Below are 13,081 nucleotides of genomic sequence, written 5' to 3' on the forward strand. Positions count from 1 at the left end.
GAATTTTCGCTGCGCGAAAATCCGACCAAGCGAGGGGGCCAGCCCCCTCGTGCTCCCCCGGGATATTTTTGGAAAGAAAAAAACCTATAGTCGCGGGATCTGTGGGGCGGCGCTTTTGGGCAGATGTCCGGTGGCGCGCGCATCAGGGGAGACTTCGACCGAGCGCTTATAGGGAGTGAAGCCCGAGCGGATATAGAACGCCAGAGCTTTTGGGTGATCAAGGGTGCAGGTGTGCACGAAAAGGCGCGAGATATCTTCATCCCAAGCCCGCGTCAGCGCCTCATTCATCAGCCAGCGCCCTGCTTGGCCGCCAACTTGATCGGGCGTCAAACCAAAAAATGCGAGCTCGCAACCTGCGTCACCTCGGAAATCAAGCTCAAGCAGCCCCGCGTCCTTCGTACCACTCTTCGCCACATAAAGATGGACTTTGGGGTCCGTCAAAACCGCAAGCAAAGCCTCATCCGTCATCTCAAGGCGACTGGACCAAAGATAATCGCCCCCCACCTTCGCAAAAAGCGCCCGATAGCGCGCCGCGTCCGGCGTGATGATCCGCGTCAAACGAAGCCCCTCAGCCTGACAGGCTCGCAGCTCAGGACGACTATGCATCTCAAGATAGGTCACAACCGAAGCGGTAAACCCCTCGGGCACATCATGGTATCCACTCTCAAGCACGTTTCGCCGCCTTTCTGGCTTTTTTCTCGTCCGCCACTTTCTGCGCCAGATCGCGCGCAATCGCAAAGGCGCCTTTGATCTTGTCACCGTCTGTCTTCCAGTCGCGGCGCACAACGATCTTATTGTCTTTGACCTTGGCCAACCCCTTCTGGTCACGAATAAACTCAACAAGCCCCACGGGCGAGGCGAATTTGTCGTTGTGGAACTGGACAGTCGCGCCCTTGGGCCCCCCGTCAAGCTTGGCAATACCTGCCTTCTTGCACATCGCTTTAATGCGCACGACAAGCAAAAGCGTGTTCACTTCGCGCGGCAGCGGACCAAAGCGATCAATCAACTCAGCAGCAAAGCCTTCTAGTTCAACTTTGCCATCCAACCCACTGAGACGGCGATACAAACCAAGACGCACATCAAGATCAGGCACATAGTTTTCCGGGATCAGAACAGGCACGCCGAGCCCGATAGAAGGCGACCAATCGCCCTCTTCCACAATACCTTCGGCCTCACCCGCACGGATCTTGGCAATCGCCTCTTCCAGCATAGACTGATACAGCTCATAGCCCACATCGCGCATCTGGCCGGATTGCTCCTCGCCAAGCAGGTTGCCAGCGCCACGAATATCAAGATCCTGTGACGCAAGCGTAAAGCCTGCACCCAGCGTATCAAGGCTGCCAAGAACACGCAGACGCTTCTCTGCAGTGGCGGTCAAGGGCTTCCGCGGCCGCGTTGTAAGATAAGCATACGCACGGGTCTTTGAGCGGCCAACCCGCCCTCTGATCTGATAAAGCTGCGCCAGACCGAACATATCAGCACGGTGAATGACCATCGTGTTGGCGGTCGGAATATCAAGCCCGCTTTCCACAATCGTCGTCGCCAACAGCACGTCATATTTGCCGTCATAAAAAGCGTTCATCCGGTCATCAAGCTCGCCTGCCGCCATCTGCCCGTGCGCCACAATATAGCTTACTTCTGGAACATGCGTTTTGAGGAAATCCTCGATCTCGGGCAAATCGGTGATGCGCGGCACCACGTAAAAACTCTGACCGCCGCGATAATGCTCGCGCAACAGCGCCTCGCGGATCGTGACGCCATCAAATTCGCTCACATAGGTACGAATGGCGAGACGGTCCACAGGCGGTGTGCCAATGATACTCAGATCACGCACGCCAGACAAAGACAGCTGAAGCGTGCGCGGAATTGGTGTCGCTGTGAGTGTCAGCACATGCACATCTGAGCGCAGCTGCTTGAGCCGCTCCTTATGCGCCACACCAAAATGTTGCTCCTCATCAATGATAAGAAGTCCCAAGTCCTTAAAACGCGTGTCCTTGGCCAGAAGTGCGTGCGTCCCGATCACGATATCAACGGTGCCGTTTTTCATACCCTCACGGGTGAGCTTGGCGTCCTTTGCGCTCACAAAGCGGCTCAGCGGACGCACCTGCAACGGAAAGCCGCGGAAGCGTTCGGCAAAGCTCTTGTAATGCTGACGCGCCAGCAAGGTCGTCGGCGCAATCACCGCAACCTGCGCACCCTGCATCGCCGCAATAAAGGCCGCGCGCATCGCCACTTCGGTTTTGCCAAAGCCAACATCACCACAAATCAGGCGGTCCATCGGCTGACCAGAGCCAAGGTCTGTCAGAACATCCTCAATGGCGCTAAGCTGATCATCGGTTTCCTGATAGGGAAAGCGCGTGGCAAACTCCTCCCAAGCGTGCGGCATCGGCTCCATAATGGGCGCGCGGCGCAGTGCGCGTTCAGCAGCGACCCGAATGAGCTTATCCGCCATTTCCCGAATACGCTCTTTGAGACGGGCCTTCTTGGACTGCCACGCGCCGCCCCCGAGACGGTCAAGCAAGCCTTCCTCATGACCATAGCGGCTCAAGAGCTCGATATTCTCAACCGGAAGATAGAGCGTTGAATTTTCGGCGTATTCTAGCTTGAGGCACTCATGTGCTGCGCCCAGAGCTGTGACGACTTCGAGGCCATGATAGCGGCCAACGCCGTGATCGACATGCACAATCAAGTCACCCGCAGACAAACTTTGGGCCTCTGTCAGAAAGTTCTCGGCTGTGCGCTTTCTGCGCGGCGCTCGGATGAGCCTGTCGCCGAGGATATCCTGCTCGGCAATGACAACCATATCAGGCGCTTCAAAGCCTTGCTCCAGTGGCCAGACGGCCAAATGAAGTCCGCGTTTTCCGATACGGCGCGCATCCTTCACGGTGACCGCGCCGATCAGACCTTCATCATCAAGCAGACCTTCGATACGCTCACGCGCGCCCTCTGAATAGGAGGCCAACAGCACAGGCTTTTCGCCCATTTTTGCTTCGATATGGTCCTTTAGAACACTGAAAAGGTTGACGTTTTCAAGCTGTCGTTCGGGTGCAAAGTTGCGTCCGATCCGCCCGCCTGCGTCTATCACGCCCGCGCCTGTGGGCTGGGGCAATGTCACGAGCTTAAGCGCGCGCAGCGGCGCTGTGGCTTTGGCCCACGCGGGCTCATCAAGATAAAGCTGCTCTGCAGGTACGGGCTTGTAGACAGAGTCCATCCGCCCGCGCGCACCAAGCGCTATTTTGCGCGTTTCGTATTGGTCAACTATACCATCCCACCGCGCCTCGCGCTTGGCCTCAAGCCCTTCATCAAGGGTCAGGCTCGCATTTGGAACATAGTCAAACAGCGTTTCAAGGCGCTCATGGAAGAATGGTAGCCAATGCTCGATCCCCGCGTGCTTGCGCCCTGCCGAGACGGCCTCATAGAGCGGATCGTCCGTCCCTGCCGCGCCAAATTCGAGACGGTAATTCTGACGAAACCGCGTGATCGATGCATCATCAAGCAAGACTTCGGACACCGGTGCAAGCTCAACGCCGCCAAGTGTTTCTGTTGTGCGTTGCGTCGCCGCATCAAAGCGGCGCACCCCGTCGAGCACATCGCCAAAGAAGTCGAGCCTGACAGGTCCGCCGTCGCCGGGCGGAAAGATATCAATGATCCCGCCCCGAATGGCATAATCACCAGGCTCTGTAACAGTTGGGCTTTGTGAAAAGCCCATGCGCACCAGAAAGTTGCGCAACGCCTCTTCATTGACCCGCTCGCCCACTGTTGCCTTAAACGCCGCCTCGCGCAGAACCTCGCGCGCAGGAATATACTGCATCGCTGCACTCAGCGTGGTCAGCAGGATATAGCGCTGTGGCATCTCATGCACGAGCGCCGCCAGTGTGGCCATCCGAGCGGCCGAAATGTCAGGGTTGGGCGACACGCGATCATAGGGCAGGCAGTCCCATGCTGGAAAGGCAAAGACAGGCAGATCAGGCGCAAAAAACTGCAGGCTCGCGCGCATCATGGCCAAGCGTTTGTCGTCACGCGCAATATGAATAACAGCGCCCGCCTTTTCGGCCTCGGCGACCAGAAGCTTAGCATCAAAGCCCTCAGGCGCACCGCTGACGGTGATATGGTCTTTTCCTTGCGCGCTCATATCTTAACCAAGCACGCCATAGGTGAGGTTTTGATACATGCCCCAAAGCGCGGTCACAAAGATCGAGATCATCCCGATCACCTGCGTGATCGTGCGCTGACGAAACATTAGCTTTTGGAGCCGCTCACCCACCGCATCTTCCTCACGAATGAGCCGCGCAGTCGAAAGCGAAAGCGCGCCAATCAGCGACATGGGAAACCCAAGCAAAAACAAGGCCTGCGCGAACTCATACCCGTAGAAAAAGCCCAAAAGTCCAAGCATTGTCAGGAAAAAGCAGGCAAATCCCAAGAGCCACAGCCCCGAGACCGTGCCAATATGCAGCAAACGGTTTGTATTGATCCGTACGATATCCAACAGGTCTTCCTCATATTGTCCGCCCTCGCGTTGCGCGCGCAAGACCATGTCCCACGGCACACCAAGAACCCAATGCGAAGTCGTCGACCACATAACAGCCAATGCGATCCAGAACCAAAGGTTGCTAAACGAGCGCATATCAATCAGCTCAAAAACCGTAGAATACCAGTCCAAGGCCCGCGCCCCTCACATTGTTTCGCCCCTCATAGCGTGCGTCTCGGGCAATTCCAACCTTGAGGTGACGCAATTTCCATGACAGTTTCAGCACGGATAGATTTTCGGAGACACATGATGCGCGCGATCCAAGCCCCCTTCCCTGCAACACGGCTGCGCCGCACCCGTCAAAGCGAGGGCATCCGCGCGCTCGTCGCGGAAAATACCCTCTCGCCAAGCGACTTGATTTGGCCACTCTTCGTACGTGATGGCGAGGGTGTAGAAGAGCCCGTGCCTTCCATGCCAGGTGTCCTTCGCCGCTCTGTTGACAAGGTCGTAGAGGCGGCCCGCGAAGCCCATGCGCTCGGCATTCCCGCGATTTGCCTCTTCCCTTATACAGATGCAGCAAATCGCACTGCCGATTGCTCCGAGGCATGGAATCCAAACAACCTGAGCAACCGCGCAACGCGCGCCGTGAAAGCCGCTGTGCCCGACATCGCGATCATGACAGATGTCGCGCTCGATCCCTACTCTGACACAGGCCACGACGGATTTGTGGTCGACGGCAAAATCATCAATGACGAGACCGTAGAGGCGCTGATCAAACAGGCCCTCTCCCAAGCCGAGGCAGGCGTCGATATCATCGGCCCAAGCGATATGATGGATGGCCGCATCGGCGCGTTGCGCGCCGCTCTTGAGGCCGCAGGCCACAAAGATGTGCTCCTGCTGTCCTATGCCGCCAAATACGCCTCCGCTTTTTACGGCCCCTTCCGTGATGCGGTCGGCGCAGCAGACGCGCTCAAAGGCGATAAAAAAACTTACCAGATGAACCCGGCCAACACAGACGAAGCCCTGCGTTGCGTCGAGCGCGACCTGTCAGAAGGCGCCGATATGGTCATGGTCAAGCCTGGCATGCCCTATTTGGACATTTGCCGCCGCGTCAAAGACGCCTTTGGCGCCCCCACATATGCTTACCAAGTCTCTGGCGAATACGCGATGATCATGGCCGCGGCCGAAAACGGCTGGATCGACGGCGACAAAGCAATGATGGAGAGCCTGATGTGCTTCAAACGGGCGGGTTGCAACGGCATCTTGAGCTATTTCGCCCCGCGCGCGGCGCGCCTTTTAGCCTCCTAAACGCCAAAGAACTCGCCTCAAAGGCGAACAAACTGGCAGAATAACGCTCAACAGAGCTTGTTTAGGGTGACACCCGTGCTCAAAAGGCGTAGTCTTACAGACAAGCTGGACATAACCGGCACTTTATTCAGGCAATACGGCAGTGAAATCATGAATACACTTTCTCGCAGATCTTTTGCGCTTGGCGCAGTTGCAAGCACTGGCCTTCTGGCCGCATGTGGCAACGGCATCGGCTCCAAGGGCAGTGCTTCTATTGACGCTCGCGTTGATCAGACCCTCAACTTCCTTTACGGCCAATATCCCTCGACACAGGGCCTAGCCGCTAAATCAGCTGGTATGCTCGTGATGCCGTTGGTGACAGAAGCAGGCTTCGGAATTGGCGGCGGCTATGGTCGCGGCGCGCTTCGCGTCAATGACGTGACGGTTGACTACTACTCCGCCACCAAAGGCAGCGTTGGCTTGCAAATCGGGGCGCAACAATACGCCCATGTCCTTTTCTTCATGACAGAAGACGCCCTGATGGGCTTCCGTCGCTCCAACGGCTGGGCCGCTGGTGCTGACGTTGAGTATGTCTTCCGAGATCAGGGCGAAAATATTCGCGCCGAGACGACCACAGCCACCTCTCCAGTGCTGGCCGTGATTTTCGGTCAGGCGGGCTTGCTTGCAGGCGCATCGCTTGAAGGCGTGAAATACTCGCGCATCATTCCATAAAGAACGTGGGCCGCGGGGCTTCTCCCTCCCGCAAGTGCCCTAAAGTCTCCCTCCCCAGAATATCGGGGGGGGCTTTTTCGTGGGAGCCTTGAAAGCTTAGGATCCAAAGAGGCCGCTTTCTCGCCTTGTGCAGGCACACTCTTGCAGCAGCGCACGCTGTATTGACTAATTTTCCCTTAACAAACATTCATTTTAGGCGGTGCACGCTTTGTGCACGCCTTGTGCACGCTTTTCACCCCCCTGATTTTGCCAGCTTTGCAACGCGTTAACCCTGTTGTGCGGTGGTGTAACGATCAGGGCGTTTCCAACCCCAAAACAAGGCTGCCCAGCGGGCGAATTAAATTGAATTAAAAATCAAATAATAACAAAGGGATAAGCCCCAACCTGCCGCCACCCTCAAATGAGCAACCCCGCGCCCATTGCACCCCATATGATGGCTCTGATATACATTTCGAAACAATATATAGATCCACAGGACAGGCGAGAAAATCACGTGAGCGACACGCCCGAAACACCTGAAAACAAAGACGAAAACACGCCAGCGCGTTACGTCTATGATGGCCCGAAAATCTCGATCGTCGATGAGATGAAGAGCTCCTACCTCGATTACGCCATGAGCGTCATCGTGAGCCGAGCGATTCCCGACCTGCGAGACGGCCTAAAACCTGTGCACCGCCGCATTCTCTACGCCATGCACGAGACCAACAACTCGCATGACAAACCCTACCGCAAATCAGCTCGCCCTGTTGGCGATGTGATGGGTAAATATCACCCGCACGGCGACAGCGCGATCTATGATGCCCTCGTGCGCATGGCGCAGGATTTCTCTATGTCCCTGCCGCTTCTTGACGGTCAGGGAAACTTCGGCTCAATGGATGGCGATAACGCCGCGGCTATGCGCTACACCGAAGTTCGCATGGACAAGCCTGCCGCCTTCATTCTCGCGGACATCGACAAAGATACCGTTGATTTTCAAGACAATTATGACGGAAAAGACCGTGAACCGACGGTTCTTCCAGCGCGTTTTCCGAACATGTTGGTCAATGGTGCGGGCGGTATTGCCGTCGGCATGGCCACAAATATTCCGCCCCACAACCTCGGCGAAGTCGTTTATGCCTGCCTTGCCTTGATTGAGGAGCCAGACCTCTCCAGCGAGCAATTGATAGACTATGTGCCTGGCCCCGACTTCCCCACCGGCGGGATTATGTTGGGCCGCACAGGTGCGCGCAAAGCCTACCTCGAAGGCCGTGGCAGCGTCGTCATTCGTGCCAAAACACGCGTTGAGGAGATCCGCAAAGACCGCTTTGCCATCGTCATCGATGAGATCCCCTATCAGGTTAACAAAGCGACGATGATCGAACGCATCGCAGAGGCTGCGCGCGACAAGAAAATCGAAGGCATTTCCCACGTCCAAGACGAATCCGACCGCAACGGCGTCCGCGTCGTCGTCGAGCTGAAACGCGATGCCACTGCTGAGGTTGTACTCAACCAGCTGTTCCGATTCACGCCGATGCAAACCTACTTCGGCTGTAACATGCTGGCGCTCAATGGCGGCCGGCCAGAGCAACTCACGCTTCGTAATTTCTTGACGTATTTCATAGACTTCCGAGAAGATGTTGTTGCACGCCGCACTGCATATGAGCTGCGGAAGGCACGTGAGCGGAGCCATATTCTATGTGGTTTGGCTGTCGCCGTTTCCAACGTCGACGAGGTCGTAGCAACAATTCGTTCCTCAGCTGATGCCGCTGAAGCGCGCTTCAAACTTATGGAGCGCCGCTGGCCTGCGGGCGATATTGTCGGTTATTTGAAGCTCATCGATGACCCGCTTCACCCTGTGAATGATGATGGGACATATAACCTCTCAGAAATTCAGGCACGCGCCATCCTAGAGCTTCGCTTGCAGCGCCTCACACAAATCGGCGTTAAAGAAGTCACCGATGAACTTGAGGAACTTGCAGGTAAAATTAAGGAATACCTTGAAATTCTCGGATCACGTGAGCGCATCATGGGGATAATTTCTGACGAACTCAAAGAAGTGCGTGAACTTTTTGCAGTCCCTCGCCGTACCGAAATCGTCGACTGGTCGGGCGACATGGATGATGAAGACCTCATCGAGCGCGAAGATATGGTCGTCACCGTGACATCAGGCGGCTACATCAAGCGTACGCCTCTGGCAGACTTCCGTGCTCAAAAGCGCGGTGGAAAAGGTCTGTCAGGCATGCAAACCAAAGAAGAGGACGTTGTCACAAACCTCTTCGTTGCCAATACCCATACGCAGCTTTTGTTCTTCACAACGGAAGGTATGGTCTACAAGCTTAAGACATGGCGCCTGCCGCAAGGCTCACGCACATCCAAAGGCAAGGCAATCGTTAACATCCTGCCTATTCCCCCTGGGGTCTCCGTCGCTGCGATCCTTCCGATCGATCGTGATGAGAAAGACTGGGCAGAGCTTCAAATCATGTTCGCGACATCTGCAGGTGACGTTCGTCAGAACCGTCTCTCAGACTTCACAAACGTTATGCGCAACGGCAAGATCGCCATGAAACTTCCAGAGGATGGATCGGTTCATATGGTCAATGCGCGGATCTGTTCCGATCAAGATGACGTCATGCTTGTGACAAATGGGGGTCGTGCGATCCGTTTCCCGACAACTGATGTGCGCGTCTTTAACTCCCGCGCCTCTACGGGTGTGCGTGGTGTACGCCTTCAACCTGACCAACGCGTTGTTTCCATGTCAATTATTCGCCATTTTGAAGCAAGCTCAGACGAACGAGCAGCGTACCTAAAGATGCGGCGCGCCATGGCAGGTCTTGCTGATGATGCCGAAGGTATCGACGACGAGGGAGATGCAAACGCGAGCATCTCGCAAGAGCGCTATGCCGAAATGTCAGCACAGGAAAACCTCATTCTCACGCTTACAACAGGTGGCGCAGGCAAACTCAGCTCAAGCCATGACTATCCCGTTCGTGGACGTGGTGGTATGGGTGTTACTGCGATGGACAAGGCCATGCGCGGTGGTGATATCGTCGCTTGTTTCCCTGTGGAAATGGAGGATCAGATCATGCTGGCAACCTCAAAAGGACAATCAATTCGCGTACCTGTCGAAGGCATCTCCTTCCGCTCGCGCAGTGCAGGTGGTGTAAAAGTATTTAACACAGGCAAAGGCGAAGAAGTTGTCTCTGTCGCATGGATCGCAGATCCGAGCGAAGACGAGGATACGCCCGAAGACTCTGTTGAGGAATAATTTGAAGGCCGTTCAAAATTGCACAGATACTGTGCGAAATTTCACATTGTGACATGGCGGCGAGAGTATTAGGCCAGTAACAAGTTTGTGATACTTGTGGATTGGCCACTGGGGGCTGAGTGGGCGTGCGTTTTAAATGCACGCCTTTTTTATTGTTCCAAATCAAGCAAACGTGCAAATACGCACAGTATCTCCGCGCTCGCACCCGTATTCACAACACGCACAGTCAACTAACCCTCGTTCCACCCAATTTTAGGAACGAAATAAAATGACACAACAAATCAACACAGCACTTCTAGTCGCGCGCATCCTGATGTCACTTCTGTTTATCATGGCCGGCATCGGTAAACTCGGCAATGTCGAGGGCTTTGCAGGCTTTATGGCGTCTGGCGGAATTCCAGCGTTTCTTGCCTGGCCAGTGATCCTGTTTGAAATCCTAGCCGGTTTTGCGATCCTTGCAGGCTTTATGACCCGCCCCACTGCTCTCGCACTTGCGGCATTCTGCTTCGCCTCTGGTCTGCTTTATCACTTTGACCCATCAGACCAAAACCAGATGAACAATCTCTTGAAGAACCTTGCACTCGCAGGCGGATATATAGCTCTCGCTATCGCTGGCGCGGGTAAATTCTCTGTAGATGGCCGCAAGGGCTGAACAAAAAGAGAGCGCTGCAGGGCTTGACCAGCGGCGCTCTTACCTAGCCGAACTTTTTTTCAAGATAGCTTAGCAGCGGCCCTTCGCTCGGGACCAGTCCCGACGCTCTCTCAATAAGCTCAGTTGGACGATAAAGCCCGCCATGAACCTGGACTGCATCTTTGAGCCATCCTGTCGCGCCAGCAACATTTCCTACCGCGAGCTCACTGTCCAGATTGGGCCGTGCAACGCGCAAGGCTTCATATAGACAGCCAGCGTAAACATTGCCCAACGCATAAGTCGGAAAATACCCCCAAAGCCCACAAGACCAATGCACATCTTGCAAAAGCCCATTGGATGGCTTGTCGACACCGTAGCCAAAATCGGCTTCAAAACGGCTGTTCCAAGCCTCCTCAAGGTCGCGTGCTTCAAGCTTGCCAGCAATGACATCTCGCTCCAGATCAAAGCGGAGCATGATGTGCAAATTATACTGAACCTCATCAGATTCTGTCCGGATGTAACCTTTGTTCAGACGGTTGACGGTTCGAAAAAAGACATCCTCATTCGCCACTCCAAAGTCGCCAAAGGCGTCCTTCATCTGTCCAAAAAGCCAGCCCGTAAAGGCCCGAGAGCGTCCCAATTGGTTTTCATAAATACGGCTCTGGCTTTCGTGAACCCCCAGAGAAACACCCCCGCCCAGCGGCGTGAGCAAGTGCTCTGATGCTATGTTTTGTTCATAGGTCGCGTGGCCCGTCTCATGAATGGTAGAATAGATACTGTTAAACGGATCGGTCAGTGCCGTGCGTGTGGTGATACGCACATCATCGCCTGATCCTGAAGAAAAGGGATGCACAGCCTTATCTAGCCGACCCTTTTGCATGTCATAGCCAAAGGTCTTCGCCAAAGACCGTGCAAGCCGCATCTGCTTTTGCTCGTCAAACTCAAACTTGAGTTCTGGTGGTTGCTCCGCACCCATCACTTTATCGCGCAGCGCGACAAGCCTCGGACGCATCGCTGCAAACGTCGCAGCCACATCCTCGCCGCTGGTGTCTGGCTCATAGTCATCCAAAAGTGCGTCATAGGCGTCACCGCCCTGAGCGAGAGCACTGGCCTCATCACGCTTGAGCGCAATCATCTCTTCTAAAGCGGGTAAAAACGCCGCCACGTCTTCCTTTTCACGCGCGTCAGCCCAGATACGCTGTGCACTTGAGCTGAGCTTCGCAATGGCTTCGGCAAGCTTAGCTGGAACACGCTGGCTGCGCTCAAAGCTACGGCTAATATGACGAACATTGGCTGCAGATACGGGATCAAGTGTGCTCGCATCGATCTTAGCAAGCCACTCCCCTATCTGTGGGTGGGTCTTTCGAGCATGGAGCACCGATTCCATCGCAGCGAACTCTTCAGCACGCTGGCCTGCGGCCCCTTCTGGCATCATTGTCTCCTGATCCCAGCCCAAACGGCCAGCAATTTGCCCCAACGCTTCGGTTTGACGCTGAAACGCCATCAACTCATCATACGCCGACATGCTCTTACCCTTCTCTGATAGAGGATGCGCGTGGGTACTGCGCCATAAAGCGCGCGCGAATGATCAAAACCCAGAGCAATGCTGCCGTCGCTTGGTGCGCAATCGCGATATGCCAAGGGGCAGCTGTGACAACCGTATAAATCCCAAGAGCAATTTGGAAGAACAGCACATAAACAGCGAGCGAGAACGCAGATTTTGTTGTGCGGTTGGCTGATTTGCGAGCCTTGAAAAAGATCATAATCGTGAAACCAAGAAGTACATAGCCAGCCATACGGTGTATAAATTGTACGAGCCCTGGGTTTTCGAAAAAGTTACGCCAGATCGGCTCGATCATCAGAGGGTTGGGTGGCACAAACTGCCCCCCCATCAGGGGCCAATCTGTGTAAGAACGGCCCGCATCAATACCTGCAACCAATGCGCCTAACAGTATCTGCAAAAACGCAAAATGCATCCAGCCCGTGCCCAGCGAAAAGAGTTTCGCCTCACGCAGGCGACGTGCTTGCATCAAGTCTCTCTCAGGACGCGAGAGCAACAGCGCATACCACGTGATAAATCCAATGATCACAAACGCGAGGCCAAGATGTGTTGCGAGCCTGTAGCTTGCCACATCGGTCATTGAGCCGGTAAGGCCAGAGGATACCATCCACCAGCCGATTGCACCCTGTAGCCCTCCGAGGCCGCCCAGAAGTAATAGTCTTGGCGTCCATCCAGTCGGAATTTGGCGCCGCAAAGCAAACCAAAGAAAGCCAACCGCCCAAACGAGGCCAACAACACGACCGAGCTGACGGTGGCCCCATTCCCACCAATAGATGACCTTGAAGTCGTGCAAATCCATCCACTTGTTTTGCAATTGGAATTCTGGGATCTGCTTGTACTTTTCAAACTCTGAAAGCCAGTGCGCCTCGTTCAAAGGTGGCAGCGCGCCGGTCAGTGGGCGCCACTCCGTGATGGAAAGTCCAGAATCGGTCAACCGTGTCAGTCCCCCGACAACGATCATCGCAAAAACCAAAACACCTAAGAGAATGATCCATGCTCGGATGGCAAGGCGTGCACCACCCTGCCCCTTGTCGATCATTCCGCCCTTCGGAGCCAGAGGCGCCGTGCCTTTTTCTCCGCTCACATCCTCAAATATTGCGCGTTTTTCGGCCATGTCGTTCCTCGTTTCCTGTCGCTTGGGCTCAAACTAGGGTGCGC

General features: G+C 55.1%; 9 protein-coding genes. 4 read left to right on the forward strand and 5 right to left on the reverse strand.

Annotated features, from left to right (window positions below; all coding sequences use genetic code 11):
* Window positions 1-84: 84 nt before the first annotated feature.
* From DSM117340_RS07415 to DSM117340_RS07425, 3 genes are read right to left on the reverse strand one after another with little or no spacing between them, the layout of a single operon-like run.
* Entirely contained in the window at window positions 85-672 is a 588-nt protein-coding gene (locus tag DSM117340_RS07415) for a GNAT family N-acetyltransferase (protein WP_089890964.1), read from the reverse strand.
* Entirely contained in the window at window positions 665-4,132 is a 3,468-nt protein-coding gene (mfd, locus tag DSM117340_RS07420; protein WP_089890961.1) for a transcription-repair coupling factor, read from the reverse strand. The genes DSM117340_RS07415 and mfd overlap by 8 nt, the downstream gene beginning before the upstream one ends.
* Window positions 4,133-4,135: 3 nt before the next feature.
* Window positions 4,136-4,660 carry a component of SufBCD complex gene (locus DSM117340_RS07425; RefSeq protein WP_089890958.1) on the reverse strand — a complete coding sequence of 175 codons (525 nt, stop codon included), beginning with the start codon at window positions 4,658-4,660 and terminating at the stop codon, window positions 4,136-4,138.
* Window positions 4,661-4,777: 117 nt separating this feature from the next.
* On the opposite strand from DSM117340_RS07425, the gene hemB reads away from it, so the two are divergent.
* The 4 genes from hemB to DSM117340_RS07445 all read left to right on the forward strand — a co-directional run bounded on the left by hemB (window position 4,778) and on the right by DSM117340_RS07445 (window position 10,383).
* Window positions 4,778-5,776 (forward strand): porphobilinogen synthase, encoded by a 999-nt coding sequence (gene hemB, locus DSM117340_RS07430; RefSeq protein ID WP_089891670.1) that lies wholly within the window; start codon window positions 4,778-4,780, stop codon window positions 5,774-5,776.
* A gap of 150 nt (window positions 5,777-5,926) precedes the next feature.
* The gene (locus DSM117340_RS07435) at window positions 5,927-6,487 is read left to right on the forward strand and encodes a YSC84-related protein (protein WP_089890954.1); all 561 of its coding nucleotides are present in this window, start codon (window positions 5,927-5,929) and stop codon (window positions 6,485-6,487) included.
* 493 nt (window positions 6,488-6,980) lie between these two features.
* The gene (gyrA, locus tag DSM117340_RS07440) at window positions 6,981-9,731 is read left to right on the forward strand and encodes a DNA gyrase subunit A (protein ID WP_354690028.1); all 2,751 of its coding nucleotides are present in this window, start codon (window positions 6,981-6,983) and stop codon (window positions 9,729-9,731) included.
* 268 nt (window positions 9,732-9,999) lie between these two features.
* Window positions 10,000-10,383, forward strand: a complete 384-nt coding sequence (locus tag DSM117340_RS07445) for a DoxX family protein (RefSeq protein ID WP_271437037.1) — start codon at window positions 10,000-10,002, stop codon at window positions 10,381-10,383.
* 43 nt (window positions 10,384-10,426) lie between these two features.
* On the opposite strand, the gene DSM117340_RS07450 is transcribed toward DSM117340_RS07445, so the two are convergent.
* Both DSM117340_RS07450 and ctaA read right to left on the reverse strand, forming a co-directional pair.
* The gene (locus DSM117340_RS07450) at window positions 10,427-11,887 is read right to left on the reverse strand and encodes a carboxypeptidase M32 (RefSeq protein ID WP_089890948.1); all 1,461 of its coding nucleotides are present in this window, start codon (window positions 11,885-11,887) and stop codon (window positions 10,427-10,429) included.
* 4 nt (window positions 11,888-11,891) lie between these two features.
* Window positions 11,892-13,037 (reverse strand): heme A synthase, encoded by a 1,146-nt coding sequence (ctaA, locus tag DSM117340_RS07455; protein WP_089890946.1) that lies wholly within the window; start codon window positions 13,035-13,037, stop codon window positions 11,892-11,894.
* Between the last annotated feature and the right edge of the window lie 44 nt (window positions 13,038-13,081).

The sequence above is a fragment of the Lentibacter algarum genome (assembly GCF_040580765.1).
Lineage (GTDB): Bacteria > Pseudomonadota > Alphaproteobacteria > Rhodobacterales > Rhodobacteraceae > Lentibacter > Lentibacter algarum.